This is a genomic window from Micromonospora saelicesensis (assembly GCF_900091575.1).
GTDB lineage: Bacteria > Actinomycetota > Actinomycetes > Mycobacteriales > Micromonosporaceae > Micromonospora > Micromonospora saelicesensis.
The window spans coordinates 176293-202217 of record NZ_FMCR01000002.1 but is presented as its reverse complement, the minus strand read 5'-3'; the positions used below and the strand labels follow the sequence as shown (position 1 = coordinate 202217).

30 protein-coding genes are annotated in these 25925 nt (G+C 72.2%); 18 read left to right on the top strand and 12 right to left on the bottom strand.

Going from position 1 to position 25925, the window contains the following annotated elements; all coding sequences use genetic code 11:
* Window positions 1–79 precede the first annotated feature (79 nt).
* Window positions 80–325 carry a flavin reductase gene (locus GA0070561_RS08865; protein ID WP_091398125.1) on the bottom strand — a complete coding sequence of 82 codons (246 nt, stop codon included), beginning with the start codon at window positions 323–325 and terminating at the stop codon, window positions 80–82.
* A gap of 240 nt (window positions 326–565) precedes the next feature.
* Between GA0070561_RS08865 and GA0070561_RS08860 the strand changes: the two genes are divergently transcribed.
* Together GA0070561_RS08860 and GA0070561_RS08855 are read left to right on the top strand one after the other, a co-directional pair.
* A complete protein-coding gene (locus GA0070561_RS08860) occupies window positions 566–1321 on the top strand; it encodes a DUF5753 domain-containing protein (protein WP_091398123.1) in 756 nt (251 codons plus the stop codon).
* Window positions 1312–1503, top strand: coding sequence for a DUF397 domain-containing protein (locus GA0070561_RS08855; RefSeq protein WP_091398120.1), 192 nt, complete (start codon window positions 1312–1314; stop codon window positions 1501–1503). Before GA0070561_RS08860 ends, GA0070561_RS08855 begins: the two co-directional genes overlap by 10 nt.
* Before the next feature lie 86 nt (window positions 1504–1589).
* Here the strand turns inward: GA0070561_RS08855 and GA0070561_RS08850 are convergent, their stop codons facing one another.
* Window positions 1590–2822 carry an MFS transporter gene (locus GA0070561_RS08850; protein ID WP_091398117.1) on the bottom strand — a complete coding sequence of 411 codons (1233 nt, stop codon included), beginning with the start codon at window positions 2820–2822 and terminating at the stop codon, window positions 1590–1592.
* Window positions 2823–2890: 68 nt separating this feature from the next.
* Between GA0070561_RS08850 and GA0070561_RS08845 the strand changes: the two genes are divergently transcribed.
* From GA0070561_RS08845 to GA0070561_RS08815, 7 genes are all read left to right on the top strand, one after another.
* Window positions 2891–3406, top strand: a complete 516-nt coding sequence (locus GA0070561_RS08845) for a MarR family winged helix-turn-helix transcriptional regulator (protein WP_208603714.1) — start codon at window positions 2891–2893, stop codon at window positions 3404–3406.
* A 55-nt stretch (window positions 3407–3461) separates the two neighbouring features.
* Window positions 3462–3977, top strand: coding sequence for a DUF2087 domain-containing protein (locus GA0070561_RS08840; protein WP_091400068.1), 516 nt, complete (start codon window positions 3462–3464; stop codon window positions 3975–3977).
* Window positions 3978–4029: 52 nt separating this feature from the next.
* Window positions 4030–4506, top strand: a complete 477-nt coding sequence (locus GA0070561_RS08835; RefSeq protein WP_091398114.1) for a MarR family winged helix-turn-helix transcriptional regulator — start codon at window positions 4030–4032, stop codon at window positions 4504–4506.
* Between the two features lie 76 nt (window positions 4507–4582).
* A complete protein-coding gene (locus GA0070561_RS08830; protein ID WP_091398111.1) occupies window positions 4583–4996 on the top strand; it encodes a DUF6069 family protein in 414 nt (137 codons plus the stop codon).
* 249 nt (window positions 4997–5245) lie between these two features.
* Entirely contained in the window at window positions 5246–5770 is a 525-nt protein-coding gene (locus tag GA0070561_RS08825) for a GNAT family N-acetyltransferase (RefSeq protein ID WP_244166125.1), read from the top strand.
* Between the two features lie 72 nt (window positions 5771–5842).
* Window positions 5843–6268, top strand: a complete 426-nt coding sequence (locus GA0070561_RS08820) for an Hsp20/alpha crystallin family protein (protein WP_091400064.1) — start codon at window positions 5843–5845, stop codon at window positions 6266–6268.
* A 71-nt stretch (window positions 6269–6339) separates the two neighbouring features.
* On the top strand, window positions 6340–7338 hold the full coding sequence (locus GA0070561_RS08815; protein ID WP_091398108.1) for a tyrosine-type recombinase/integrase: 999 nt from the start codon (window positions 6340–6342) through the stop codon (window positions 7336–7338).
* 28 nt (window positions 7339–7366) lie between these two features.
* Here the strand turns inward: GA0070561_RS08815 and GA0070561_RS08810 are convergent, their stop codons facing one another.
* Together GA0070561_RS08810 and GA0070561_RS08805 are read right to left on the bottom strand one after the other, a co-directional pair.
* Window positions 7367–7774, bottom strand: a complete 408-nt coding sequence (locus GA0070561_RS08810; RefSeq protein ID WP_091398104.1) for a RidA family protein — start codon at window positions 7772–7774, stop codon at window positions 7367–7369.
* 32 nt (window positions 7775–7806) lie between these two features.
* Window positions 7807–8178 carry a VOC family protein gene (locus GA0070561_RS08805; RefSeq protein ID WP_091398101.1) on the bottom strand — a complete coding sequence of 124 codons (372 nt, stop codon included), beginning with the start codon at window positions 8176–8178 and terminating at the stop codon, window positions 7807–7809.
* 88 nt (window positions 8179–8266) lie between these two features.
* On the opposite strand from GA0070561_RS08805, the gene GA0070561_RS08800 reads away from it, so the two are divergent.
* A complete protein-coding gene (locus GA0070561_RS08800; protein WP_091398098.1) occupies window positions 8267–9112 on the top strand; it encodes an LLM class flavin-dependent oxidoreductase in 846 nt (281 codons plus the stop codon).
* A gap of 7 nt (window positions 9113–9119) precedes the next feature.
* Here GA0070561_RS08800 and GA0070561_RS08795 read toward each other — a convergent pair whose 3' ends face one another.
* Both GA0070561_RS08795 and GA0070561_RS08790 read right to left on the bottom strand, forming a co-directional pair.
* A complete protein-coding gene (locus GA0070561_RS08795) occupies window positions 9120–10283 on the bottom strand; it encodes an outer membrane protein assembly factor BamB family protein (protein WP_091398094.1) in 1164 nt (387 codons plus the stop codon).
* 31 nt (window positions 10284–10314) lie between these two features.
* Entirely contained in the window at window positions 10315–12018 is a 1704-nt protein-coding gene (locus GA0070561_RS08790; RefSeq protein ID WP_091398092.1) for an acyl-CoA dehydrogenase family protein, read from the bottom strand.
* Between the two features lie 146 nt (window positions 12019–12164).
* On the opposite strand from GA0070561_RS08790, the gene GA0070561_RS08785 reads away from it, so the two are divergent.
* Genes GA0070561_RS08785 through GA0070561_RS08775 form a run of 3 tightly spaced genes read left to right on the top strand, consistent with a single transcriptional unit; the run spans window position 12165 to window position 15014 of the window.
* Window positions 12165–12623 (top strand): Rv0361 family membrane protein, encoded by a 459-nt coding sequence (locus GA0070561_RS08785; RefSeq protein ID WP_373861155.1) that lies wholly within the window; start codon window positions 12165–12167, stop codon window positions 12621–12623.
* Entirely contained in the window at window positions 12610–13803 is a 1194-nt protein-coding gene (locus GA0070561_RS08780) for a low temperature requirement protein A (protein WP_167362363.1), read from the top strand. The genes GA0070561_RS08785 and GA0070561_RS08780 overlap by 14 nt, the downstream gene beginning before the upstream one ends.
* 59 nt (window positions 13804–13862) lie before the next feature.
* On the top strand, window positions 13863–15014 hold the full coding sequence (locus GA0070561_RS08775; protein ID WP_167362362.1) for a low temperature requirement protein A: 1152 nt from the start codon (window positions 13863–13865) through the stop codon (window positions 15012–15014).
* On the opposite strand, the gene GA0070561_RS08770 is transcribed toward GA0070561_RS08775, so the two are convergent.
* From GA0070561_RS08770 to GA0070561_RS08755, 4 genes are all read right to left on the bottom strand, one after another.
* Window positions 14981–15694, bottom strand: a complete 714-nt coding sequence (locus GA0070561_RS08770) for a thymidine kinase (protein WP_091398080.1) — start codon at window positions 15692–15694, stop codon at window positions 14981–14983. The two genes, GA0070561_RS08775 and GA0070561_RS08770, sit on opposite strands and share 34 nt — an antisense overlap.
* A gap of 56 nt (window positions 15695–15750) precedes the next feature.
* Window positions 15751–17142: an MFS transporter gene (locus GA0070561_RS08765; RefSeq protein WP_091398077.1), complete on the bottom strand. Its 1392-nt coding sequence runs from the start codon at window positions 17140–17142 to the stop codon at window positions 15751–15753.
* Window positions 17143–17159: 17 nt separating this feature from the next.
* Complete coding sequence (locus GA0070561_RS08760; protein ID WP_091398075.1) at window positions 17160–17927, bottom strand: glycerophosphodiester phosphodiesterase family protein; 768 nt, start codon at window positions 17925–17927, stop codon at window positions 17160–17162.
* A gap of 218 nt (window positions 17928–18145) precedes the next feature.
* Window positions 18146–18916 (bottom strand): lysophospholipid acyltransferase family protein, encoded by a 771-nt coding sequence (locus GA0070561_RS08755; RefSeq protein ID WP_091398073.1) that lies wholly within the window; start codon window positions 18914–18916, stop codon window positions 18146–18148.
* A 161-nt stretch (window positions 18917–19077) separates the two neighbouring features.
* Between GA0070561_RS08755 and GA0070561_RS08750 the strand changes: the two genes are divergently transcribed.
* The 4 genes from GA0070561_RS08750 (at window position 19078) to GA0070561_RS08735 (ending at window position 24177) form a co-directional block, all read left to right on the top strand.
* On the top strand, window positions 19078–20493 hold the full coding sequence (locus GA0070561_RS08750; RefSeq protein WP_167362392.1) for a cytochrome ubiquinol oxidase subunit I: 1416 nt from the start codon (window positions 19078–19080) through the stop codon (window positions 20491–20493).
* A gap of 14 nt (window positions 20494–20507) precedes the next feature.
* Window positions 20508–21506 (top strand): cytochrome d ubiquinol oxidase subunit II, encoded by a 999-nt coding sequence (gene cydB, locus GA0070561_RS08745; protein ID WP_091398068.1) that lies wholly within the window; start codon window positions 20508–20510, stop codon window positions 21504–21506.
* Window positions 21507–21692: 186 nt separating this feature from the next.
* Window positions 21693–22886: a GNAT family N-acetyltransferase gene (locus GA0070561_RS08740; RefSeq protein WP_208603713.1), complete on the top strand. Its 1194-nt coding sequence runs from the start codon at window positions 21693–21695 to the stop codon at window positions 22884–22886.
* Window positions 22887–22980: 94 nt separating this feature from the next.
* Window positions 22981–24177, top strand: a complete 1197-nt coding sequence (locus GA0070561_RS08735; protein WP_208603712.1) for a WD40 repeat domain-containing protein — start codon at window positions 22981–22983, stop codon at window positions 24175–24177.
* Window positions 24178–24189: 12 nt separating this feature from the next.
* Here the strand turns inward: GA0070561_RS08735 and GA0070561_RS08730 are convergent, their stop codons facing one another.
* Window positions 24190–24627, bottom strand: coding sequence for a MarR family winged helix-turn-helix transcriptional regulator (locus GA0070561_RS08730; protein ID WP_091398065.1), 438 nt, complete (start codon window positions 24625–24627; stop codon window positions 24190–24192).
* Between the two features lie 97 nt (window positions 24628–24724).
* Here GA0070561_RS08730 and GA0070561_RS08725 point away from each other — a divergent pair, with 97 nt between their 5' ends.
* Window positions 24725–25177: a MarR family winged helix-turn-helix transcriptional regulator gene (locus GA0070561_RS08725; RefSeq protein ID WP_091398062.1), complete on the top strand. Its 453-nt coding sequence runs from the start codon at window positions 24725–24727 to the stop codon at window positions 25175–25177.
* Between the two features lie 6 nt (window positions 25178–25183).
* On the opposite strand, the gene GA0070561_RS08720 is transcribed toward GA0070561_RS08725, so the two are convergent.
* A complete protein-coding gene (locus GA0070561_RS08720) occupies window positions 25184–25867 on the bottom strand; it encodes a hypothetical protein (RefSeq protein ID WP_091398059.1) in 684 nt (227 codons plus the stop codon).
* Window positions 25868–25925: the final 58 nt, after the last annotated feature.

The following is a 25925-nucleotide window of genomic DNA, read 5'->3' as shown; positions in this document are numbered from 1 at the left end:
CCCGGGGCGGGTCGTCACGCCGTCAGTCTCCCGCATTGCGCTGACTCGTACAGACCCCCAGAGGTGGTTGACGACCGCCTCAGCGGGCCTCCGCCCAGCCGACGAAACGCGGGGTCAGATCGGGCAGCGCGACGTCCGGGTTGAGCTTGGTGAGATCAGTGGTGGCCTCCTCCTGGACCTTCGTCAGGTGGATCAACAAGCCCGGCCGATCCTCGCGGTACTCGCCGAGCAGGCGCAGCTTCGCGGCCGAGCACGGCCACAGGATGCCGCAGACCGGGCAGCGCCACGACGGGCGCAACGGGGAGTGCTTGGGACGCTCGGGCATCAGCCGACCCCCACGGTTGCGCAACGCCGGACCGGTGTGGGTTTGCTGAATTGGACGCTCGTGGCGGTGGCCAACAGGACCACGTCCCCGGCCCTGAGAGCGCCCGGTACCTCGTTCTGCACAGCTTCTCCTTCTCGTCGCAGCACCGTCTACACCGCACTTTGCCGGGGGTTGCTGGACAAACACACAGCGTTAACTAATCTCTTCGGAGCAGCTGATTTGTTCCAGGGGAGGGACGGCATGAATCACGCCTTTGTCGCGGCGGGTCACACCGCCGAGAGCCTCGCAGGTCAGCTCGGTGTGCACCCGAAGACCGTCGCCAGATGGGCAAACCCGGGGCACATTCCCCAGAGCCGACACCGTGCGACAGTGGCCGGGCTGCTGGCAAAGGACGCCGACGCGCTGTGGCCGGACGTGGTCCGTCGCCGTGAGCCGGTGTGGTTCCGGCCGTGGGTCGACCTCGAACGTGAGGCCGTGACGCTGCGATCGTTCGAGCTGACCTGGGTGCCAGGGCTGTTGCAGACCGAGGCGTACGCCCGGGCGACCCTGGCCGGTGGGGTGCTGACACCGGAGGCGGTCGCCGAGTTCGCCGAGGCGCGGATCAACCGGCAGGCGATCCTCGGCCGGGGAGGCGGACCGCTACTGATCGCCGTGCTGGACGAAGGGGTGCTGAGGCGCCGTGTCGGCGACGACCGCGGGCTGATGGCGGTGCAACTCGCGCGCCTGCTCGGGCACGCCGAGGCGGGCACCGTGCAACTCCACATCGTCCCGGCGGACGCGCCCAGCTACCCCGGACTCGACGGACCGTTCACCATCGCCGACATGCCGGACGGGTCACGGATCGCGCACGTCGACAGCGCGGCACGGGCGCAGATCCTCGATCAAACGTCGGATCTTGTTAGCCTGGAACGACGGTGGGAGCGCATTCGCGGCGAGGCCCTGCCCCGAGGGCGCTCGTTGGAACTTCTCAGAGAAGCGGCAGCATCATGGACATGACCGGTGCGCGGTGGCGGAAAAGCACGAGGAGCGGCGGCAACGGTGGCAACTGTGTCGAGGTTGCCGACAACCTTCCGGGCGTGGTCCTGGTCCGTGACACGAAGGACCGCGACGGGGGCACGCTGACGTTCAGCCCACAGTCGTGGCGCGGCTTCGTCGCGATGGCCCGCGACGCCGGCTGACCGACCACATACGACAAAGGCTCCCGGCACTGGCCGGGAGCCTTTGTCGTATGTGGGCCCGGCCGTCGCATCGACGATCGATCTGATCAACGGACGGCAGCGGGGTCGGCCGGTTGCGGTTGCGGGGTCGCCGGCCAGGTGAGTCGGCGTACGCCGGGAACGAGGGCGGTGCCCGCGCAGGAGGCGAGGACCAGCAGGCCCGCGACGGCCAGCGGGACGGGTGCGCCGAACGCGTCGGCGGCCAACGGCGCCAGGGCGTAGCCCAGCGGCATGGCGCCCAGCGAGACCAGCCAGTCGTACGAGGTGACCCGGGCCAGGACCTCCGGCGGGAAATGGTGCTGCACGACGGTCTCCCACACCGGGTTGAGGTAGCCGAGGGCGGTCAGCGCCACCGCGTAGGCGACGATCACCGCGGGGGCGGGCGCGGCGACGGCGAGCAGGAACAGTGGCGCGGCGTAGCAGGCCAGCCCGAGGTTGGCCAGCAGCACCGGCCGGTGCAGCCGGACCCGCCCGGCCAGCAGCGATCCCGTGAGCATCCCGATCGCGCCGGCTTGCAACAGCAGCACCCAGGTCGTCTCGCCCCCCAGGCGGTCGATGGCGACGGCCGGCCCGAGGGTCATCAGCACGGCGGCGGCGCCGTTCCACACGCCGTGCCCGAGCAGGCTGGTCCAGAACCAGTCGCGGGCGCGTACCTCGCCGAAGCCGTGCCGCAGGTCGGCGAGGACGGAACGGCGGGGCACCGGCACGTGGCGGACCCGCACCAGCGCGAGCAGCGCGGCGCTGAGCGCGAACGACGCACCGTCCAGGATGAACGCCCAGCCGGGCCCGGCGGCCCAGATCAGCGCGCCGGCCAGGGCCGGGCCGGCGAGGCGGCTGGTGTTGGCGGTGATGCCCATCAGGGCGTTGGCCTGCTGCCGGTCGGCTGGTTCGACGGTGCCGGCGACCAGCGGGGACGCGGTCGGAATGGCGAACGCCGAGGCGGTGCCGCCGAGCGCGGACGCCACCACCACTGTGGTCAGCGACGGGTCGCCGCCGAGCAGCTCCACGCCGACCGCGAGCTGCGTGGCGCACCGGACCAGGTCGGCCAGGAGGGCGACCCGGCGGGCGTCGAACCGGTCGGCCACCACCCCGCCGAACGGCAACAGGACCAGCCGGGGGACGACCGCCGCGGCGAGGACGACGGCGAGCGCGCCGGTGGAGCCGGTGGCCCGCAGCACGGCCAGCGCCAGCGCGGCGGGCACCACCGCGTCGCCGAGGGCGGAGATGGTGCGTCCCAGGAACAGCAGCCGGAAGGAGTGGTTGCGCAGTGGGTGAGCCATGCCGACAACATACTTCGACATCGAATATTTCGGCAATGAATATTTCGGCGCTGAGGTAAGCTGGCACGGTGACCATCACTCCGGACGCCGTCGACCGGCACATCGAGCGCTGGCTGCCCGTGCTGCCCGACCTCGACGCGGACGTCGAGGGGGTGGTGACCAGGATGATCCGACTGACCCGGCATCTGCGGGCCGTCAAGGAGCGGGTCCTGGTCGACCTCGACCTGCCGGCCCACGAGTACGACACCCTGCACGCCCTCGCCGGTCGCGGTGGCCGGGCCGCGCCCTCGGACCTCGCCGCGGACCTCACGATGGCCCCCGCCTCGATCACCGCGCGGGTGGACGCGCTGCTGCGGCGGGGTTTCGTGCACCGGATTCCGTCGACAGTCGACCGTCGACGCGTCGACGTGGAACTCACCGAGGCGGGTCGGGCCGCGTGGCGCGGGGCGATGGAGGTCCAGGGCGCCGAGGAGCTCCGCCTGCTCGGCGCGCTCACCGCGACCGAGCGGCGACACCTTTCCGACCTGCTGCGCCGGGTGCTGCTCGTCGCCGAACAGCCACAGAACACGCCGCAGACCGACTGAGCGGGGCCGAAAATCGCCTGGCGGCCCGCGTACCGCTGATGCAAGGGTGACCGGCGTGACTGCGCATGTGCTGGCCGGGGCCCTGGCCGACGACGGACGACGACGGATCTTCGCGGCGATCGTGCTGGGTGCGACCAGCGCGACCGAGGTCGCCGAGCGGACCGGCCTGCCGGCGCGGGTCGTGCTCACCGGGGTTCGCCGGCTCACCGACGCGGGCCTCGTCACCGGCGCGGACGGCGCGCTCGCGGCAGACGAGGCGTCGCTGCGGGCCACCGCGCGCGACAGCGGCCCGGCCGACGACGCCGAACCCGGCGTCGACCCGGTGCTGCGGACCTTCCTGCGGGCCGGCGTCCTGGTGAGCCTTCCGGCGCAGCGGGGTCGACGGCGGGTGCTGCTGGCGCACATCGCCGAGCAGTCGTTCGAGCCGGGCACCCGCTATCCGGAGCGGGCCGTCGACGACGCGCTCAAGCCGTGGTGCGCCGCAGGCGGGTCGGATCACGCGACGCTGCGCCGGTATCTGATCGACGAGCAGTTGCTCACCCGCGAGCACGGCATCTACCAGCGGCCCTGAACGTCGGCTGCGCGAACCGTCTGGTCGCGGAGGATCTTGCTAGCCTCGGCGCATGACCTCGTGCACGCCCTCGGACGGCCCGCCGGACCTGTTGTTCCTGCTCTCCTGGGCGAGTCACGCATTGCAGACCGAGCACGCCGCCGGGCTGGCCGAGTTGGGCATCTCGCCGCGGGCGCACTACGTGCTGGCGCAGGCCCACACCGGTAAGCTGACCCAGCGGGAGATCGGCGAGCGGTGCGGCGTGGACAAGACCACGATGGTCGTGACGCTCGACCAGTTGGAGCGGGCCGGGCTGGCCGAGCGCCGTCCGGTGCCGACGGACCGACGGGCCCGGATGGTCGCGGTGACGCCGGCGGGGGAGCAGGTGCTGCGGCAGGCGCAACAGGTGGTCCGGCGCATCCAGGACGACCTGCTGGCAACCCTGCCCGAGCAGGACCGGGAGGCCTTCCTGCGGGCTCTCCTGGCCCTGGTGAGCGGGCCACTGGCCAACACCTCCCCGTACGCGCCGGGGGCCCGCTCCGGCTGTTAGTTCCGAGAAAGATAGTTTCGAACAAGACTATCTGTTACGGTCGTACTCGTTCGTTTCCCCTGAACGAGGAGCCGTCATGAGTGCTGCCGCCGTCACGACCCCCGCCCCCTCACCCCTGCGCCGCCGCGCCCTCGGCATCGCCGCCGCCGTCGTGGCTCCCCTGGCCATCTGGGCGATCGGCGCGCTGGCCGGAGTCGACTACACCGTCGAGAGCCCGGGCCAGCCCGCCACTGTCATCGGGGCCGGCGGGATCGTCATGATCGCCCTTGTCGCCGCCCTGCTCGGCTGGGCGGCGCTGGCGCTGCTGGAGCGGTTCGCCCCCCGGGTCGCCCGACCGGTCTGGATCTCGCTGGCCATCGTCGTGACGGTGCTGTCCTTCGTCCCCGTGCTCAGCGTCGAGGCCACCGGCGGCGCCAAGCTCGCCCTCGGCGCGACGCACGTGGCCGTGGCGGTCGCGTTGATCGCCCTGCTGCCCCGCCCCCGCCGGTAGGCGGCCCGCTGGCATTCCCCCCGCCCACCTCGTGTCGCGCCGACCACGGGGTGGGCGAAACCCTCATGAGTCGATGCGCCGAGGTTGCTAGCATCGACGAGCGCCGCCGTCGTCGTCGCCGCCCACGACCGGCAACTGCTGCAGGACCTGGCCGACTGGCCGCTGCTACGGGTCGGCAAGGCCGTGACAACGGGTACGCGAACCGCGGGGACCGGATAAAACCGTTGACCGGGCAGTGATGATCAACAGGTGACCATTACCGCCCGGCCCACCTGGACGACCAACACCAGCCGGCCCGACCACCCCGACGCGGTGCTGCTGCTGCGCGAGTACATGACCGAGATGGTGGTTCGCTATCACCGTCGCTCGGCACTGCCCGGCGAGGTCGACGCGGCGCTGGCCGAGCTACCCAGCGACGACCTGACCACGCCGAGCGGGCTGCTCCTGCTCGCCCACCACGGCACCGACCTGGCCGGCTGCGCCGGGCTGCGGTGGCAACCCGGCTGGGCCGAGCTGACCCGGGTGTTCATCCGCCCCGAGCACCGCGGCGCCGGTGGGGGCGCCGTGTTGCTGGCCGCCGTCGAGGAGCGGGCGCGCGCGGCCGGGGCGGACCGGATCCGGCTCGATACCCGCCACGACCTGGTCGAGGCCCGCGCCCTGTACGCCCGACACGGCTACGCCGAGATCCCGGCGTACTCGCGGGGCCCCTACGCCGAACACTGGTTTGAAAAGCGGCTGTCCGGAGCAGTTGACGCCGGCGCGCGGACGCGCTAAATAAGAAGAGGAAGTTGAGTCACCCCGGCTCAACTCATCACCTTCGGCCAGGAGAACCGAGGAGGCATGACGATGTTGATGCGTACCGACCCGTTCCGCGAGATCGACCGGCTCGCCGAGCAGTTCTTCGGTACGGCGGCCCGTCCCGCGACGATGCACCTGGACGCCTACCGCGACGGCGACCACTTCTACGCGGCGTTCGACCTGCCCGGCGTCGACCCGGACAGCATCGACTGCACCGTCGAGCGCAATGTGCTCACCGTCCGCGCCGAGCGTCGCCGGCCCACCGGCGACGGCGTCGAACTGGTCGCCGCCGAACGCCCGATGGGCACCTTCACCCGGCGGCTGTTCCTCGGTGACACGCTCGACACCGACAAGCTGGAGGCCGGCTACGAGAACGGGGTGCTGACGCTGCGCATCCCGGTCGCCGAGCGCGCCAAGCCCCGCCGGGTGACCATCCAGGCCAACGGCGGCTCCCGCCGAGAGATCAACGCCTGATCCGACACGGTGACGGGTGGGACCGGCGCGCCTGCACGCCGATCCCACCCGAGGCTGAGAGCCTTTTTCACATGGTGTTCTCCGACGCTCCGGTACTCGCCCGCCCGTCCGCGCCACCAGCGCTGCCGAGCGGGCCGGTCGAGGTCACCGAGGCGTGGCTGCGCAACCGGCGGCTGTCCGAGCACACCCGCGACGCCTACCGACGTGACGTCACCGGCTGGCTCCGCTGGTGCGCCGGTCACGACCTGGACCCGCTGCGGGCCACGTTCCTGCACGTCAACGAGTACGCCCGCGCGCTGGAAAGCAGCGTCGGCGCCCGTAGCGGCCGCACACTGACCCCGGCGACCGTCGCGCGCCGACTCTCGGCGCTGTCCAGTTGGTACGACTTCCTGGTCAAACTGAGCGCTGTGCCGGCCAACCCGGTCTCCGGCGCCGACCGCCCCCGCGTCGACCGGGACCACTCCGCCACCGTCGGGCTCACGCCCGAGGAGGTGGACGCCCTGCTCAGCGCGGCCGACGCGGACACCGGCGCGACCGCCGTACGCAACCGGGCGGCCCTCGCGCTCCTCGCCGACCTGGGTCTGCGGGTCGGGGAGCTGATCTCGCTGGACCTGACCGACCTCGGCACCGAACGCGGCCACCGCAGCGTGCGTTTCATCGGCAAGGGCGGCAAACAACGTCGCCGCGCCCTCACCCCGGGCACCGCGCACGCCCTGGACGCCTACCTGGCCCAGCGGGCCGCCACCACCGGCGTGCCGGTGCCGCAGCTCACCGGCCCGCTGCTGGTCACCGCCAGCGGTGCCCGGCTGGACCGGCACTCGGTGTTCCGGATGGTCCGTCGGCTCGCCCGCGCCGCCGGCATCCCGGCCTGGGCGAAGCTGTCCCCACACTCGCTGCGACACGCCTTCGCCACCACGGCCCGCTCGGAGGGCGTGCCGTTGGAGGACGTGCAGGACGCCATGGGGCACGCCGACCCGCGCACCACCCGCCGCTACGACCGGGACCGGCACAACCTCGACCGCGACCCGGCCTACGCGGTGTGGGCGGCCCGGTCGCGACGTCGCGGTTGAGTGCTGGACGCCCGACGTCGGGTTGTTGTCAGTCGAGCACCGCAGTGGCTTCGACCTCGACGAGGAGATCAGGCTCGCCCAGAGCACTGACCCCCAGCAGCGTGATGGGCTTGACCAGGTCAACTCCCAGCTTCGCACCCGCCCGAGCGACGCCTTCGCCCAACAGGGGCATCTTGTCGGACGACCAGTCGACGACGTAGATGGTCAGTTTCGCCACGTCGCCGAAGGACCCACCGATCTCGGCCAGGGCGGTGCCAATGTTGAGATAGCACTGCTCGACCTGAGCGGCGAGGTCTCCCTCGCCGACTTTGCGCCCTTCGACGTCGCGGGCCACCTGACCGGCGAGGAAGACCAGCCTGGACCCGGTCGCGATCGACAACTGACGGTAGACGTCCGGCTTCGGTAGCCCGTCCGGATTGACGAGGGTGATGGCCACGCTGACTCCTTCTGTCGTCGCGCCGGGCCGTCTCAGTTCTGTGGGCGGGGGCAGATGCAGAACGGCTGCCCGATCGGGTCGAGAAGCACCACCCACCGCTCGCCGCCGGGCTGGAAGGCCGGCTTCGACGCGCCCGCGGCGACGAACTTCTCCTCCGCCGCCGCCAGGTCGTCGACGTAGAGATCGAGGTGGTAGCGCTTGTCGCCGGTCTGGTCCGGCCAGGAGGGCGGTCGGTAGCCCTCGACCAGCCCGAAGCCGATGGAGACGCCACCGGAGCTGATCATCGCGTACTCCGGTTGGCTGTGGGTGACCTCCCAGCCCAGCGCCTCGTGGTAGAACGCGGCGTGGCCGGCGGGATCGGAACTGTCGAGGTTGACCATCGCGAGGTCGGCAGAAGTCGTCACGCCGGCAGTATGCCGCCGGGGCCCGACAACTCCGGCCGCGCGACACTCGCTGCGGCCTGGTGTCGGGCCCCCGCCCTACGGTCGATGGATGAGACATGGTCTGGAGATTTCCTGCGGCGGGGCCTCGGTCGCGGTGTCCGCCCTGGTCGAGCTGGGTGAGCTGGCCGAACGCGCCGACTGGGACGGCGTGTTCCTGGAGGACTATCTGATCCACTATTCCGGCGACGAGCCGTTCACCTACGACCCTTGGCTGGTCCTCGCCGCGATCGCCGGGCGCACCGACCGGGTGCGACTGGGCACCACTGTCACCGCGCTGCCCCGGCGTCGCCCGGCGAAGTTGGCGCGGGAGGTCCTCACCCTCGACCACCTCAGCGCGGGCCGGGCCACCGTGGCGGTCGGTGTCGGCGACCCCGGGGATCGGGGCCTGGCCGCCTTCGGCGAGCAGACCGAGGTGTCCGTGCGGGCCGCGATGCTCGACGAGGGTCTCGACCTGCTGACGGGGCTGCTCAGCGGTGAGCGGGTCAGCCACCAGGGCACCCACTACAGCGCCGACGGGGTGTCGCTGCGGCCTGCGCCGGTGCAGTCGCCGCGGGTGCCGGTCTGGGTCGGCGGGAGCACCCAGGCCGGGGCGGTGCGCCGCCGAGCCGCCCGCGCCGACGGCATCGTGCCGTACAAGCTCACCAACACCGACGGGTGGTCCGACTTCACCCCCGACGAGGTACACGACCTGGCAAACGCCCTGCCAGCGACGCGCGCCGACGGTCAGCCGTTCGACGTGGCGGTCGGCGGCCGGCGGCGCCGTTCCGACGAGCGCACCGAACGGGCCTACCTGGGTGAGCTCGCCGCCGCCGGGGCCACCTGGTGGCTGGAGTTCGTCCCGGCCGGCGATCCGGCGACGATGCGCGCAGCCGTTGCCCGAGGCCCCCTGCGCTGACTCGGGGTCAAGGGCCCTCGATGGGCCAGAACGTCACGCGGGCCGTGCCGTCGCGGCAGATCAACCCCGCGCCGACCCGGCGGCAGTCGGTCACACCCGCCGGGAGCACCGCGGACACCCGATGACCGTCGCGTCCCACCGTCGCGACCAGGGAGCGCCTGCCGTCCGCCGCCATTCCCAGCACCACCAGAGGTTCCGCAGGGACCCGTGGGCCAGCCACCGTTCGCCAGCGCGCCCCGGCCGGCCACGTCCACACCCGCACCCCGCTGCCCGGGTCGATCGCCCAGCGTCCCTGCTCGTCCTGCCCGCAGATCAGACCCTGGCAGGGCCGCAGGATCAGCTCACCCGGCTGAACCGGCACCTGCCAGCGTCGCGCCAGCCCGGGTAGGTCGTAGCCGGTCAGCGCCATCGCGCCGCCGCTCGGGTGGCGCAGCACCAGGTGCGCGCCGACGACCTGGGGATTGTCCGGGCCGTAGTCGGCCGGCGGAAGCTGTCCCCGCCCGCGTTCGGTGCCGTCACGGGCGTCGAGCAGCCGGACCAACCCGTCGTCCTGCACCAGCAGCACCCGCCCGGGCAGGGCCCGCAGCACCGCCGTGGAGGGCAGCGGAACCGACCACCGGGTCGCGCCGGTGGCCGGGTCGACGCCGTGCACAGTGCCCTCGACCCGCCGACCCGGTTCGGAGGCGCTGCGCACCTCGCTCACCGCGACCGCCTCGTTCCCGGCCGCGTACACCCGCTCGGGTCGCCGCCACACCGGCTGGCCGGTACGCAACGACCGCGCGGTGGTGACCCGTGCCCCGAGTGCCTGGTCGCGCTCGACCAGCAGCAACAGATCACCGGCGACCTCGGCGGACCACCCGGCGGCGGGCGGCACGGTGACCCGCCACCGCGGCGGGCCGTCCGGCGCTGCCGAGTCGTAGGCGCTCAGCGTCGGCGGGTTCGGCTCGGGGTCGACGACCAGCAGCAGCGGCCCCGCGCCGAGCACTGTCGCCCGGGCGGGCACCGCCGGCCCGGGCTGAGGCGTCAGGCGCGCGGCCGGGGCGGCACCGCCGAGCAGGACACAGGCCGCCGCCAGCGCCGCCACCCGCCACCGGCGGGACACCTGCGGCGGTGGCCGGCGCTCCTCCACTGGCGCGCCCCGGTCGTCACCCAGCTCGATCAGCACCGACATGGGCGCCCACCCGTCCGCTCGCGCCGGCCGGTCAGCAGAGCAGGTCGAGGTGGTGGTGGGCGTCCTCGGCGATCTCCTCGTGCCGCAGCCAGCGGCGCGCCCACAGTCGGGCGGCCAACTCCGCCTGCTCGTCGCCCCACGCGGCGTGCTCGACGAGCAGCGCGGTGGTCAGCGCGTACGCCAGGCGCAACGCCAGACCGCGTGCGCCCGCGATCACCGCCGACGCACCCGGGTCGGCGGTCACGGCGGTGATGGTCTCCTGCAACTGCGCGGCGGCGGTGGCCAGGGTGTCGGCCAGCACCGGCGACAGCGGCCGGGCCAGGTCGACGGCGGCGGTCAGCCGGCTCAGCAGCGGCGCACCGGCGTCCTCGCGGGTCAACGCGCGCAGCACGTCCAGGGACAGCACATTGGTGGTGCCCTCCCAGATCGGCAGCACCTGGGCGTCGCGCAGCAGCCGGGGCACGCCGGTGTCCTCCACGTAGCCGGCACCGCCGAAGCTCTCCACGTACTCGCTGGCGGAGCTGACGGCGAGCCGGCCGGTGGCCAGCTTCGCCAACGGCGCCACGATGCGCAGCTCGGCAGCGGCCTCCGGGTCGGCGCCGACCTCGACCCGCCCGAGCAGGGCGAAGGCATGCCCGGCGAGAGCGAACGCGCCCGCCGCGTCGACCGCGAGGGTGCCCAGGGTGGCCCGGTGCAGGGGCGAGGACACCAGCGGGCCGCCGGCGACGTGCCGCACCTCGGCGTACGCGCGGGCGTAGGCGAGACCCCGTCGCATCCCGCCGGCCGCCGCCGCGGCGTTGTGCACCCGGGTCACCACGACCAGTGTCATCGCCCGGACCAGACCGGGCACCGCCGGGTCACCCAGCGGGAGGGCGTACGCGTCGTGCAGGCCGATCTCGGCGGTGGGCAGTGCCCGGGTGCCGAGTTTGTCCTTGAGCCGGTGCACGGTGACACCTGGTGCGGGTACGCCCGGCGCCGTGCCGTCGGCCAGCGGTGAGTCGACCGCGTACCGGGGAACGAGGAACGGGGCGAGCACCCGGCTGCCCCGCCCGGCGCCCTCCGGCCGGGCCAGCGCCACCGCCATCGCGGCGTCGGCGGCGGAGCAGAACCACTTTTCCCCGGTCAGCCGCCACGAACCGTCCGCCGCGGGTCGGCCGAGCGTGCTGGAGCGGCCCAGATCGGAGCCGCCCTGCGACTCGGTCATCCACTGCCCGCTGGTGATCGCCGTGGCCGGGTCCGTGGAGATCAGCCGGGGCAGCCACGCGTCGCGGACCGTGGCGTCGACGTCGGGCATGCTGAGCAGCGCCGCCGCCCCGTCGGCCATCGCCACCGGGCAGGAGAACGTCGCCGACTCCGGCCCGTACAGGTGCAGCAGGGCGTGCTGCACGACCCGCGCGGCGGCACCCCAGGTGCCCCGGGCGTCCGGCAGGTAGGGCAGCGCCACCACGGCGTGCCGGGCGGCGGCGGCGCGCTGCGCCTGCCAACCGGCGGAGGTGTCGATGCGGTCGATCCGGGCACCCCAGGGGTCGTAGCGGACCAGCGTCGGCGGGTGCGCCTCCGCGTCGGCGTGCGCCGCGCGCAGCGGCCCGGTGACGTCGGCGGCCAGGTCCGCGAGACGGCCCTTCGCGGCGGCGTGCCCGCCCGGGCCGAGGTGACGCTCCAGCCAGGACCGCAGCAGGCCATCGCCGGCGTACGGGTCGACGGGGGGTGGTACCGGCTGCACGAAGCGGCTCATCGATCGGCTCCTGGCACTGCTCGGGGGTGTGCGCCGACGGTAGACGATGCGAGGCCGCCGCGAACAGGGCACGCCCGCGCATCGGGCGCACCCAGTTTCCGGCTTGTCGCCCGTCGGCGTGACCGTCTTCTCTACGGTCGGTAGTCGTGGGTGCGGGCCAGTCGTGGAGCCGACCGGCCCGGCGTCACCGCCCGATGCGCACCGGGTTGGCGTTCGCCGGGTTCGGTGTGGCGCTGTGCTGCGTGGGGGTGGCCGGGTTGGGTGCCTGGAACCTGCAGACCGTCCGGCAGGCCGCCGGCCCGATCCGGGAGACCGCCGACGGTTTCCTCAGCGAGGTGGCCCTCGGCGACAGCGACCGGGCGTACGAGCGGCTCTGCGAGGACGCGCGCAGCCGGTGGAGCGCGATCGGCTTCACGAGTTGGGTGCGGACACCACCGATGGTCACCGACTACGAGATCACCGACGTGTCGGTCGCCACCCGCAGCGGACGACCGCACGGCACGGTGACAGTGAAGGTGACCCGCGACGGTGGAATCAGCGAAGAACGTCGCCTGCCGGTGGTCCGTGAGGACGGGAACTGGCGGGTGTGCGGTGACCCCTTCTGAGCCCCCGGTCGCCGCCCCGCTACGCCCACAGTTGCTGCGACCACGTGAGGGGGTGCAGCCGACCACCTCGACGGAACTCTTCTTCGACCTGGTCTTCATCTTCACCATCACCCAGTTGTCGCACTACCTGATCGCGCACCTGGACTGGCGGGGCGCCGGGCGTACCGCCCTGTTGCTGGCGCTGGTGTGGTTCGTCTGGGTCTACACCACCTGGGTGACCAACTGGCTGCAACCGGACCAGGGGCCGGTGCGGACGATGCTGATCGGGGTGACGCTGGGCAGCCTGCTGTTGTCGGCGGCGATCCCGGAGGCGTTCGGCTCGACCGGTCTGCTCTTCGCGGTGGTCTACGTGACCGTGCAGGTGGGACGCACCCTGTTCTCGTTGTGGGCGGTACAGGGCAGCCCGTGGCTGGTCGCCGGCTTCCGGCAGTCGCTGCCGTGGATCGCCGGGACGTCGCTGCTCATGCTCCTCGGTGGCCTGGTCGGCGGGGCCGCGCGCGAGGCCGTGTGGGCGGCGGTGATCGTGATCGAGGTGGTCGGCCTCTCGATCGGCTATCCGCTGCCGCGACGGGGACGTAGCCGACCCGAGCGGTGGATGGTGGAGGGCGGGCACCTGGCCGAACGGTGCGCGGCGTTCGTCCTGATCGCGCTGGGGGAGTCGATCCTGGTCACCGGCAGCACCCTCACCTCGCACGTGGACCTGGTGACGTCCGGGGCATTCCTGCTGGCGTTCGGCGGTTCGGTGGCGCTGTGGTGGGTGTACTTCGCCCGCTCGGCCTCGGCCGCCACCGAGGTCATCGCCCAGGCCGGAGAGCGCACCGGCGCACTGAGCCGAGTCGCGTTCAACTACCTGCACCCGGTGATCGTCGCGGGGGTCGTCGTCACGTCGGCGGCCGACGAGCGGTTGCTGCGGGAGCCGGGCGCGCCGGCCACCACTGTCGACGTGCTGCTCACCCTCGGTGGTCCCGCGTTGTTCCTGGCCGGGCACGCCGCCTACAAGGCGCTGCTGTGGCGGACCCTGCCGACCAGCCGGCTCACCGCGGTGGTGGTCCTGCTGGCGCTGATGCCGGTCGGTGTGTGGCTGGAGGTGCCCGTCGCGGTGTGCGCCGTGGTGGCGTTGGCGGTGACGGTCGCCGTGATCCTGACCGACCGGTTCCGGCCATTGGTGGCTGCGCGGTGACCGCCGCGTCACCAGGACACGGTCCGCTTCATCCGCAGTTACTGCGCCCGCGCCGTGGTGTGGAGCGGACGACCGCCACCGAACTGTTCTTCGACCTGGTCTACGTCTTCACGATCATCCAGCTGTCGCACTATTTGGCCGAGAACCTCAGCTGGCGGGGCGTCGGACGGACAGCGGTGCTGCTGAGTCTGATCTGGCTGGTCTGGATCTACACCGTGTGGGCGGGCAACTGGCTGCACCCGGACCGCACACCGGTGCGGGCCACGCTGCTGGTGGTGACGCTGGGCAGCCTGCTGCTCGCCGCGGCGCTGCCCACCGCCTTCGGCGACAACGGTCTGCTCTTCGCCCTGGCGTACGCGGCGGTGCAGGTGGGCCGCACGGCCTTCTCCCTGTGGGCGATTCGGGGCGAGCCCTGGCTCGGCGACAGTTTCCGCCAGTGTTTCGTCTGGATCACCGGCACCGGCGCGCTGGCGGTCGTCGGCGGGCTGGTGGACGCCTCGGCCCGGGAGCTGATCTGGATCGCGGTGATCGTCGTCGACTCGATCGGCCTGGCGACCGGGTTTCCGGTGCCCGGAATGGGACGGAGCAGGCCTGAGCACTGGCGGGTGGAGGGCGGGCATCTGGCCGAACGCTGTCAGGCGTTCATCCTCATCGCGCTGGGGGAGTCGCTCCTGATCACCGGTGGGACGCTGACGCAGCGGTTGGACCGGGTGACCATCGCCGCGTTCCTCCTCGCGTTCGCGAGCTCGGTGGCCCTGTGGTGGGTGTACTTCGACCGGGCGCAGGCCAGCATGGCGGCGCTGGCGGCCGCGGGTGAACGGGCCGGTCGGCTCTCCCGGCTGGTGTTCAACAATCTGCACCCGGTGATGGTGGGCGGCATCGTCGTCGCGGCCGTCGGTGACGAGCGGCTGCTGCACGACCCCGGGGAACCGGTCGGCTGGGCGAGCGCGCTGGTCGTCCTGGGCGGTCCCGCGCTGTTTCTGGCCGGGCACGCCGCGTACGAGATGGCGCTCGGTCAGGCCGGGGTGGTCGCCCGGGTCGCGGCGACGCTGCTGCTGCTCGCGTTGTCCCCGGCGGCGGTGGCGTTGCGGGCGCCGGTCGCGGTGGCCGCCGGGGTGGCACTGTTGATCACGGTCGGGGTGATCGTGGCCGATCGCGTGTCGGCGCGGCGGGCCGCTCAGTCGCGGGGGCCGAGGTCGCCGCTGCGGTAGTGCCGGCGGCAGAGCACCTGGTAACGCACCTCGGCGGTGTCGACGGTGTCGCCGATGACGACCTGTGCGCCCTCACGGACGACCCGCCCGTCGACGACGCGAGCGTTGAGCAGCCCTTCGCGGCCACACCAGCAGAGCACCTCGACCTGGATGCGGGCCACCTCGTCGGCCAGCTCGAACAGACGTTGCGTGGCGGGGAACAGCCGCGACCGGAAGTCGGTGGCCAGGCCGAACGCGAACACGTCGACGTCGTAGCTGTCGACCAGCTCGGCCATCTGCTCGACGTGCTCGACGGTGTAGAAGCATGCCTCGTCGCAGATCAGGTAGTCGACGCGTACCCCGTCGGCCCACCGGCCGCGCACCAGGGCCCGCAGGTCCAGGTCGTCGGTGACCTCGATGGCCTCGTGGGCCAGGCCGATGCGGGTGGTGACCTGTGGTCCCAGCGACCGGTCGATGCGGGTGGTGACCAGCCCGCGCCGGCCCTGCCGGGCGTGGTTGTAGTTCATCTGCAACGCCATCGTGGACTTGCCGCAGTCCATCGGCCCCCAGAAGAACTTCAACGCCGCCGCGTGCACCGGACGCCCGTCGAGCCCGCGCGCGGCCGCGCACCCGGCCGGAGCGTGCGGCTGGCCGGGGAACGGGTGGGCCAGGCAGGTCGGGGCGGCGGCGTCGTCAGTCACGGTCGGGCAGCCTAGCCCATTGACCGGCCTGGATCGGTTGGGCGCGGGACCCGTGCTCAGAGCACTCGGGGTGGGGTGTTGCCCGCGGCCACGATGGCACGGCGGATCGGCACGGCCGCGAGGAGCAGGAACCCGACGATGAAGAAGATCAGCAGTGAGACCAGGCCCACCCGGTAGGAGGAGGTGAGCTGGAACACCAGGCCGAAGGCGAGCGGGCCGAGCCAGCTGGTGCCCTTGTCGCTGATCTCGTAGAAGCCGTAGTACTCGCCCTCCTTGCCGGCCGGGATGAGCTGGCTGAACAGCGACCGGCTCAGCGCCTGGCTGCCACCGAGGACCAGGCCGATGGCCGCGCCGAGGACCATGAACGGCAGCGGCGCCTCGGCGGGCAGCCGGAACGCGGCGATGATCACACCGGTCCAGAGGACCAGGCTGAGCAGCACGGTCTTCCAGGCGCCGATCCGCTTGGCCAGCGCGCCCAGACTCAACGCGCCGCCGAAGGCGAGGAACTGCACCAGCAGGATCGTGATGATCAGGGTGCTCTGCTCCAGGCGCAGCTCTTCGGTGCCGTACTGGCTGGCCAGGGTGATGACGGTCTGGATGCCGTCGTTGTAGACCAGGAACGCCAGCAGGAAGTACAGCGTCAACGGGTACGCCTTGACCTCGCGCATGGTGCGGGCGAGTTGCCGGAACCCGTCGGTGAGCACGTTGCCGCCACTGGCCAGGGCCGCGACGCTGGGGCGCTCACGCAGCCAGCGCAGCGGCACCAGCGTGAACAACGCCCACCACACGCCGGCGGACACGATCGACCAGCGGGCCAGGTCCAGGGTGCGTTGCGGGTTGTCGCCCTCGTCGAGCAGGGTGATCGCGACGAGGTTGAGGGCCAGCAGCAGACCGCCGCCGAGGTAGCCCAGCGCCCAGCCGCGACTGGAGATGCCGTCGCGTTCGTCGGGGCCGCCGAGCTGCGGCAGGAACGAGTTGTAGACCACGATCGCCGCGCCGAAGGAGATGTTGGCGACCAGGAAGAGCGCCCCGCCGAGCAGGTAGCGGTCACCGGTGACGAAGGCCATCGCGATGGTGGCGCCGGCGCCGGTGAACGCGGCGCCGCCGAGCAGCCGCTTCTTGTGTGCCGAGCGGTCGGCGATCGCCCCGATGACCGGCAGCACGAACACGGTGAGGAACACCGACAGCGAGATCAGGTACGGGTAGTAGGACCCGGCGGCGATCTTGATGCCCAGGGGGTAGACGGAGCCGTCGCAGGAGTCCGCGCCGAGTTCGCAGCCGGCCGCCAACTCGGCGACGGTGGTCAGGAACGGGCCGAGGAACACGGTGATCACGGTGGTCTGGAACGCGGAGTTGGCCCAGTCGTAGATGTACCAGCCCCTGCGCTCCCGGCGGGTGCTCGCTGGAGGCGGGGTGTCATCCACCGTGGGGGTCACGGTCTCGGCCATCGGGGGTCCTTCGATGGTCAGGCGGCCCAGTGGCCGCGGCTGCGGTAGACGTCGCGCAGCACGCCGACGTGATCGGTCATGATGCCATCCACGCCACGATCCAGTAAGTCGTGCATCTGGGCTGGTTCGTCGATCGTCCAGACGTGCACCTGCAGGCCGATCCGGTGGCAGTAGTCGAGGAACCGGCGGTCCACCACCGGTACCCGCCCGTAGTGTGGCGGCACCTGCGCGGCGACCACCGACGGCGGCAGCCGCAGTGGCCGCCCGTGCAGGGAGGCCAGCCGCAGCCGGGCGACGCCGCGCATGCCCAGGCTCGTGGCGACCCGGCCCTCGGTGAGCGCCCGCAGCCGGGTCAACCGGGCGTCGCTGAACGAGGCGAGCAGCACCCGGTCGCCGGCGCCGGCCCGGGTCACTGTCGCGACCGTCGGCTCGACGCCGCCGTCGGCCTTCACGTCGATGTTGAAGCGGACCTGCGGCCACGCCCCCAACACCTCGTCGAGCCGGGGTACGACGGCAGCGCCGCCGACGCGTACCGAGGCGAGGTCGGCCCAGCTCATGTCGGCGATGCGTCCCGCCTCACCGGTGACCCGGAGCAGCGTCGGGTCGTGGAAGATCACCGCCACGCCGTCCGCTGTGGCGTGCACGTCGGTCTCCACGTACCGGTAGCCCAGGCCGATGGCCCGGGCGAACGCCTCGGTGGTGTTCTCGTCGCCCTCGGCGGCGCCGCCACGATGGGCGAACGCCAGCGGCGCCGGCGCGTCGAGGTAGCCGAATCGGGTCAACACGCGACGCAGTATGCCCCCGGTTGGTGGCCGGCGGGTGACCGGCCGGCGTCTGTCGCCCGCTCGCGCCGCCGCCCCTGCCGCGCCCCGCCCGGTGATCGACTCGGATTCCTGAAAGTCGGGGTGTCCGGGGCGCGGGAATGCCCCGATTTGCAGGAAACCGAGTCGATCTTCGTGTCTGTCTCAGCTCCAGTTGTCTAGCGCGTTCACCCGGATCGACCTCAGGCCGAGCGGCGATGCGCCCGACTGCTGTCGCTCGGGCGGCCGGGGTCGACGTGGCGGGGCAGGTCCGGCTCGTCGGGGCGCAGCGGAGCGAGGGTGTCGGTGAGCGCGTCGATGATCCGGTCGGTCGCGCGGCGGGCCGCGCCGGGGTGGGCCGCAGCCGTCTCGCCCAGGTCGACGGGGCTGCCGAAGTGCACCCGGATCACCGGTCGACGCCACAGCGAGCGGGCGATGCCACGCAGCATTCCGCGGGGCGCCTGGTAGGGCAGCACCTCGTGCGACCCCCACTGGGCGACCGGGACGACCGGGGCGCCGCAGGCCAGAGCGAGGCGCGCGGCGCCGGTCTTGCCACGTTCGGGCCACAGGCCGGGGTCCAGGCCGATGCGCCCCTCGGGGTAGATGAGGATCACCGAGCCGCGGGCGACGGCCGTGGCGGCGTCGTCGAGGGCCCGGTGCACGGCGCTGGTGCCCCGGTCGACCCGGATGTGCCCTGCGTGGCGCATGGCGGCGCCGAACACCGGGACGCGGAACAGTCCGGCGGTCGCCATGATCCGCGGGGCGACGCCACGGGTCTGGCAGGCGGCGGCCATGACCACCGGGTCGAACGGGCTGATGTGGTTGGCGGCCAGCACCAGCGGGCCGCGACGCAGGTACGCCGGGACGTCGCCGGTGACCTCGAGGCGGGCGAGCAGGCCGACCAGGCCCCGGGCCAGCAGCAGGGCCGCGCGCCAGATCAGCGGCGGCTGCCAGGTGGTGTGTGCGGTGTTCATCAGCGCGCCATCGTCGCACGCGCCAGCGGGGCCGCGAGGGCGGGTCGGGTGATCAGGGTCATTGGTCCCGGTGCGTTCGGGCCCCCCGGCCCTGCCCAATTCTCTACGACGAGCAGTAGTATTTACTACGTCGCGTAGTACGGATGGTTGGGGGTTTTCAGGTGGACGCGTTGGACGTTGCCCGCTGGCAGTTCGGTGTCACCACCGTCTACCACTTTCTCTTCGTACCGCTGACCATCGGCCTCTCCGTGCTGGTGGCCATCCTGCAGACGATGTGGCACCGCACCGGCAACGAGCGCTACCTCAAGCTCACCAAGTTCTACGGCAAGCTGTTCCTGATCAACTTTGCCATGGGCGTGGTCACCGGCATCGTGCAGGAGTTCCAGTTCGGCATGAACTGGAGCGACTACTCCCGCTTCGTCGGCGACGTCTTCGGCGCACCCCTGGCCATCGAGGCGCTCGTCGCGTTCTTCCTCGAATCCACCTTCATCGGCCTGTGGATCTTCGGCTGGGACCGACTGCCCAAGCGGGCGCACCTGGCCAGCATCTGGGCCGCCGCTATCGGCACCAACCTCAGCGCGTACTTCATCCTCGCGGCGAACTCGTTCATGCAGAACCCGGTCGGCTACCGGATCAACGCGGACACCGGTCGCGCCGAGCTGACCGACTTCCCGGCCGTGCTGACCAACAAGGTCGCCCTGATCACCTTCCCGCACACCCTGGCCGGCTCGTTCCTGGTCGCCGGGTCGCTGGTCACCGCCGTGGGCCTGTGGCACGTCATCCGTAACCGCGGCTCCGCCGACACCGGCGCGTACCGCTTCGCCACCAAGTTCGGCTCCTGGGTGGTCCTGGTCGCCTCCGCGGCCGTGCTGTTCACCGGCGACATCCAGGGCAAGATCATGACCGACGTGCAGCCGATGAAGATGGCCGCCGCCGAGGGCCTCTACACCACCGAGAGCCCCGCCTCGTTCTCCGTGCTCACCGTCGGCAGCCTGGACGGCAGCCGCGAGGTGTTCGCCATCAAGATCCCGTACCTGCTGTCGTACCTGGGCACCGGCGACCCGAACGGCACCGTGCACGGCATCAACGACCTACAGGCCCAGTACGCCACCCAGTACGGCGCGGGCAGCTACACCCCGATCATCCCGGTCACCTACTGGAGCTTCCACTTCATGATCGCCTTCGGGATGGCGGCCGGCGCGATCGCCCTGCTGGTGCTCTGGAGCCAGCGCAAGGGCCGCACCCCGAGCAGCAAGTGGCTGCTGCGCGCCGGGCTGGCCATGCCGGTGCTGCCGTTGCTGGCCAACTCCTTCGGCTGGATCTTCACCGAGATGGGTCGGCAGCCGTGGATCGTGTTCGGCGAGATGCTCACCCGCAACGGGGTGTCCCGCAGCGTCTCGCTGGCCGAGGTGCTCACCTCGTTCGCCGCCTTCACGCTGATCTACGCCACCCTCGCCGTGATCGAGGTCAAGCTGCTGCTGCGCTACGCCAAGGCCGGCGTGCCCGACGTCAGCGAAGAGCACCCCATCGACGACACCCCCGACGACGCCGAGCGCCCGCTCGCCTTCGCCTACTGATCCCGGAGCCCATCGTGGAACTGACCACCATCTGGTTTCTCCTCGTCGCCGTGCTGTTCACCGGGTACTTCATCCTGGAGGGCTTCGACTTCGGCGTCGGCATGCTGCTGCCCGTGCTCGGTCGCGACGACCGGGAACGCCGCGTCCTGATCAACACCATCGGCCCGGTCTGGGACGGCAACGAGGTGTGGCTGATCACCGCCGGTGGCGCCATGTTCGCCGCGTTCCCCGAGTGGTACGCCACCCTCTTCTCCGGCTTCTACCTGCCGCTGCTGCTGATCCTGCTGGCCCTGATCGCCCGGGGGGTCGCCTTCGAGTACCGGCACAAGCGCCCCGAGGCGTCCTGGAAGCGTCGGTGGGACGCGGCGATCGTGGTCGGCTCGCTGCTGCCGGCGATCCTGTGGGGCGTCGCCTTCGCCAACATCCTGCGCGGTGTGCCACTGGACGCCGACCACGAGTACGTCGGCGGCCTGCTGAACCTGCTCAACCCGTACGCCCTGCTGGGCGGCGCGACCACCCTCGCGCTGTTCCTCACCCACGGCGCGGTGTTCATCGCCCTGAAGACCACCGGCGACATCCGCGAGCGCGCGGGCGCGCTCGCCGTGCGCCTGGGTGTGGGCGCCGCCGTGCTCGCGGTCGGGTTCCTGACCTGGACGTTGAGCATCCGCTCCAGCGCGGCCGCCGTCGTGCTCGCCGTCGGCGCGGCCCTCGCCCTGCTCGGTGGCCTGGCCGCCGCCCGGGTACGCCGGGAGGGCTGGGCGTTCGCCGGCACCGCCGTGGCGATCGGCCTGGCAGTGGCGACCCTGTTCGCGGCGCTGTTCCCGAACGTGCTGCCCTCCACCCTGGACGCGGCCGGCACGCTGACGGCCACCAACGCCGCCTCCACCCCGTACACCCTGAAGATCATGACCTGGGTGGCGGTGATCTTCACTCCGGTGGTGCTGGCCTACCAGGGGTGGACGTACTGGGTGTTCCGCAAGCGCATCGGTGTAGCCAACATCCCGCAGCACTGACCGGCGTGGCGCGGACTCGGCGTCCCCGCCGCGCCCTCGCCCCGCCACGCCGATCTTGCAGTTTCTGTCGCCGTGATGCGTGGAATGCCCCATATGCTGGGGCAGAAACTGCAAGATCGCGAGACGAGTTGATCATGCGGGCGTAAATCGGCTGTTGGTGTGGAGTCGCCTCGCTACGGTGTGCCGATGCCCGCCACTGTGCACGTACGTGAACTCGACCTCGCCGACCTCGACGCCGCCTGGGAGCTGGGCCGGTTCGCGTTCGGCTCGACCTCGGAGCGTCCGGCGCCGACGACGGTCGCGGTGCCCGGCATGACCCGTTACGGCGCGTTCGACGACAGCGGTCGGCTCGTCGGCAAGGCCGTCGACCTGCACCATGACCAGTGGTGGTCGGGGCGGGCGGTGCCGGCCGCCGACGTGGCCGGGGTGGCGGTCGCCCCCGAGGCCCGGGGCCGGGGCGTGGCCCGTGCCATGCTCACCGGCCTGCTGCGTGGTGCCCGGGAGCGCGGCGCGGCGGTCAGCGCGTTGTACCCGACCGTCGCCGCCCCGTACCGCGCCTGCGGGTGGGAGACCGCTGGTGTGCTGCGCACCGTCGACCTGGCCACCGCCGCGCTGCCCCGCCACCGGCCCGCCGCGCACCTGACGGTGCGGGCCGGCACACCCGCCGACCTGCCCGCCGTCGCCGACCTCTACGAGCGCGTCACCCGGCACCGCAACGGCATGTTGACGCGCCGGGGTGAGCTGTTCGACTTCTTCGCCGCCGACGCGGGCCTGCCCGGCGACGGGCTCACCCTCGTCGAGCACGACGGCGCCCTGGTCGCGTACGCCACCTGGCAGCGGGGCCGTGGCTACGGCGCCGACTCCGTGCTCACCGTCGACGAGGCCCTGGCCACCACCGCCGAGGCGGCCCGGGAGATCGTCGGTGTGCTCGGCAGTTGGGCCAGCGTCGCGCCGACGGTGCGGCTGTGCCCGCTCGACGGCGACGTCGTCAGCACCGTCCTGCCGCTGGAGGCGGCGCGTGACCACGAGCGGGACCTGTGGATGCACCGGCCGGTGGACGTGGCCCGGGCGGTGGCCGCACGCGGATGGCCGGCCCACGCCCGGGGCGTCGTCGACTTCGGCCTCACCGACGCGCTCGCCGACTGGAACACCGGCACGTGGCGGTTGACCGTCGTCGACGGCGCCGCCGAGCTGACCCGGGTCGACGCCGACGCGGACCTGCGGCTGGACGTGCGCGGTTTCGCGCTGCTCTACGCCGGGGCGGCGCACGCCCGCTCGGTCGCGCAGGCTGGCCTGCTGCACCACCGCGCCGGTGTCGACCCGGCAGCCCTGGACCTGTTGAGCGCGGGAGGCCCGGCGCAGTTGCTCGACTACTTCTGACGGCTTCCCGGAGCCGGGTGTTCGGGCCCGGACCTACTCCGGGGATTGCCCGTCGGGGACGATCATGGGTCCGCCTCACCGGTACGGTGTGCCGGTGGAAGTTCTGGCGCGGATCCACTGTGGAGCGACGGTGCAGCGGCTGCTGTGCCACCCCCGCCTTCCATTGGTGGCCGGTTGGGACGCCGACCGTCCGGCGATCAGGATCTGGAAGTACGGGGACGGGCAGCTGCGGGAGTGCGGGGCCGTCGGCGCGGGTTCGGCCGTCTACGGCGACGACATCGGCTATGAGCGGGCCAAGCGGACACCCTCCGCCGCCTGGCATCCGGGCGAGGCGCTGCTGGTGGTGGCGGACGCCGAGAGCGTCGCCCGCTGGACACCGTCGGGCACCTCGCCGATCGACGGTGTTGCGCCGACTGAGTACCAACGCGAGGTGGCGTTCAGTCCGGACGGTCGGACGATCTGGTTGTCGCCCGCCGACGGGGAGGACGGCTGGGAACAGTCGGTCGCGCTCGACCTCGCCTCGGGAACGACCTCCATCGGCCCTGGGTGGGACACCGGGGTGGTGGCGCATCCGGCGGGCGGCCTCGTGTGCACCCTCCAGAGCGACCAAGCTGCCACGCTGGTGCTCTTCTCTGAGGACACCGGGCCGGTGCTGCGGCCGTTGCGCCGTGCGCTGGTCCTGGACTGCGACGGCTACGAGGCTCCGACCTTCAGCTCGGACGGCCGGCACCTCGCGGTACGTGGCAACGCGTACGACAACTCACTGGAGGTGTTCGAGTTCCCCTCGCTACGGCGCGTCCTGGGTATGACGCTGGGGGAGCCGAGTCCGGGGTACCCGTACCCGCCGGAGTGGCTGGACGAGATGGACGCCTGGTCGCGCCACAACGTCGTGTTCGGCCCGTTGCCGGGGGTCCTCTGGATCGGGACACCCGAGGGCGCGGTGGTCGAGCTGGAGATCGACGGGAAGCGGGTGACTGAGCACGAGGTGCTGCCCGGGGCCGCGGTGACGGCGCTGGCGGCCACCGCCGCGGGTGACCTCGTCGTCGCGGGCAACGACGGAATGCTTCTCCTGCTGTCGGTGGGGAGGATCGGCACGGAGGAGGCGCCCAGGGCCGCGGTGACCGAGTTCCTCGCCGCCACCTCCGAGGCGTCGGTTGTCGACATGGACCAGCTCGACCTCACCGACGGGACGCGGACCTGGCAGCCGGGTGACCTGGAAGTGGTCAGCGAGGACTCCGGAGCCGACCCGTCCTGGCTGAGGATCCGGGCCGCCATGAACCGGCTCACCTGAGCCGCTGTCGGGTCAGGCGGCACCCGCCAGTTCGTCGTTCGCCCGCTGGGTGACCAAGGTGAGCACCCGGGCGGCGGCGGCGAGTTCGTCCGCCGGGATGTCCCCGTACAGCCGGGCGGTGATGCCCGCGACGGCATCGGCGACGTGGGCCTGCGTGGCGTGTCCGGTGTCGGTGAGCCGCACGTGCGGTTCGGGCCCGTCGACCTGGGCGATGCCGGCGTCGACGAGCTGGTCGATCACCTCGCGCACGGCCGGTTCGTCGACCTTGAGGGTGCTGGTGATCCGGTGCACGAGCCGGGCCCGCTCGACGGCGCCTGCGGCGAGGACATTGAGCGCGAGCACCTGGCCGAAGTTGAGCCCGAGCGGCACGACGGCCCGTTCGAGCAGGGCCCGGGTGGCGTAGTGGGCCTGGCCGACGACCTGACCGTTGAGGGTGGGGAGCGTGGACATCGGACCTCCTTCGAAACGTTGGCTACGCCAACGTTGGAGTCACCAACGTAACACCTGATCGTGGGTCGCGCCAACGATTACTGATAGGCTGCGCCGCATGGACAACGCGGCCCCGCAGTCACCCGCCGGGCTCAGCACCACCGCGACCTGGCTGCTCAACCAGAGCGCCAGCCACGCCGCCCGCCTGCTCAGCGAGGGCTTCGCCGCGCACGACCTGCGCGGCTACCATTACCGACTGCTCGCCACCCTGGCCGAGGACGGGCCCGCGAGCCAGGCCGACCTCGGCCGGCGCTGCGGCATCGACCGCAGCGACGTGGTGGCCGCCATCAACGACCTGGCCGGCCGAGGGCTCGTGGTGCGTGCCCCCGACCCGGCCGATCGCCGCCGCAACGTCATCAGCGCCACCGACGCCGGCGCCGACGAGGCCCGCCGGATGGGCGCGACCCTCGAGCGCGTCCAAGCCGACCTGCTCGCCCCGCTGTCCGCCACCGAGCGCGAGCAGCTGACGCGACTGCTCACCCGACTGCTGCGCCACCACAGCGGGCACTGACCCGCCTCAGCGGGCCTCGCGCAGCTCCGCCAGCCGGGCCTCGATCTCGGCCAGCTCGGCGCGCAGCTTCTCGGCCTGCTGCTCCGCCTCGGCCCGCTCGGTGCCGAGGATCTGCTCCACCGCCTCCTGCACCCCCGGCACGTCGACCAGGCCCACCATCTTCAACGCCTCCGCCGGCTTCACCACGTACGGCTTCGCGAGGGCCTTGCTGCCCTGCTGCGCGGCGACGGTCCACTCACCGTCGGCGTACGCCAGGGTCACGGTGAGGCCCGCGGGGCCCTTCGGCTTGACGGCCTTGACCGCCCGCCGCGCCGGCGGCTTCTCCGTCTGCTCCACCTTCGGCTCCTCCTGTCGCTGCGCGGGCACCCGCGGCGTGTCCAACACGAACTCCGGCGCGGCCACCGCTGGCGGCTCGGGCTCGGGCTCCGGCTTCGGCTCCACCACCCGACGAGTGACGCCCTTGGGCGCCACGGCCAGGTCGGCGGGGGAGAACGGCAACTCGTCGCGACCGAAGCGCACCACCACGAACTCGTCGGACACCTCGGGGTCGGTCAGCTCGATCACCTGACCGACCTGACCGGCGATCTGCCCCGCCGACGCGGTGAACACCACCCGCGGTTTACGCCCGGCCGCCAACGACTCCCGGATGCTCTGCACCTCGCTAGTGGACAAACCCTGGCCGGCATCCATCACAACCCTCTTCCGTACACCTGTTTGATTGCTGTCTTGATACCAGCCGACTGCGACA

Bases quoted from the DNA above. Each gene is read 5' to 3' on its own strand.
- GA0070561_RS08865 (WP_091398125.1), bottom strand. From the start codon at position 325: ATGCCCGAGCGTCCCAAGCACTCCCCGTTGCGCCCGTCGTGGCGCTGC.
- GA0070561_RS08860 (WP_091398123.1), top strand. From the start codon at position 566: ATGAATCACGCCTTTGTCGCGGCGGGTCACACCGCCGAGAGCCTCGCA.
- GA0070561_RS08855 (WP_091398120.1), top strand. From the start codon at position 1,312: ATGGACATGACCGGTGCGCGGTGGCGGAAAAGCACGAGGAGCGGCGGC.
- GA0070561_RS08850 (WP_091398117.1), bottom strand. From the start codon at position 2,822: ATGGCTCACCCACTGCGCAACCACTCCTTCCGGCTGCTGTTCCTGGGA.
- GA0070561_RS08835 (WP_091398114.1), top strand. From the start codon at position 4,030: ATGACCTCGTGCACGCCCTCGGACGGCCCGCCGGACCTGTTGTTCCTG.
- GA0070561_RS08830 (WP_091398111.1), top strand. From the start codon at position 4,583: ATGAGTGCTGCCGCCGTCACGACCCCCGCCCCCTCACCCCTGCGCCGC.
- GA0070561_RS08820 (WP_091400064.1), top strand. From the start codon at position 5,843: ATGTTGATGCGTACCGACCCGTTCCGCGAGATCGACCGGCTCGCCGAG.
- GA0070561_RS08815 (WP_091398108.1), top strand. From the start codon at position 6,340: ATGGTGTTCTCCGACGCTCCGGTACTCGCCCGCCCGTCCGCGCCACCA.
- GA0070561_RS08800 (WP_091398098.1), top strand. From the start codon at position 8,267: ATGAGACATGGTCTGGAGATTTCCTGCGGCGGGGCCTCGGTCGCGGTG.
- GA0070561_RS08795 (WP_091398094.1), bottom strand. From the start codon at position 10,283: ATGTCGGTGCTGATCGAGCTGGGTGACGACCGGGGCGCGCCAGTGGAG.
- GA0070561_RS08790 (WP_091398092.1), bottom strand. From the start codon at position 12,018: ATGAGCCGCTTCGTGCAGCCGGTACCACCCCCCGTCGACCCGTACGCC.
- GA0070561_RS08765 (WP_091398077.1), bottom strand. From the start codon at position 17,142: ATGGCCGAGACCGTGACCCCCACGGTGGATGACACCCCGCCTCCAGCG.
- GA0070561_RS08755 (WP_091398073.1), bottom strand. From the start codon at position 18,916: ATGAACACCGCACACACCACCTGGCAGCCGCCGCTGATCTGGCGCGCG.
- GA0070561_RS08740 (WP_208603713.1), top strand. From the start codon at position 21,693: ATGCCCGCCACTGTGCACGTACGTGAACTCGACCTCGCCGACCTCGAC.
- GA0070561_RS08730 (WP_091398065.1), bottom strand. From the start codon at position 24,627: ATGTCCACGCTCCCCACCCTCAACGGTCAGGTCGTCGGCCAGGCCCAC.
- GA0070561_RS08725 (WP_091398062.1), top strand. From the start codon at position 24,725: ATGGACAACGCGGCCCCGCAGTCACCCGCCGGGCTCAGCACCACCGCG.
- GA0070561_RS08720 (WP_091398059.1), bottom strand. From the start codon at position 25,867: ATGGATGCCGGCCAGGGTTTGTCCACTAGCGAGGTGCAGAGCATCCGG.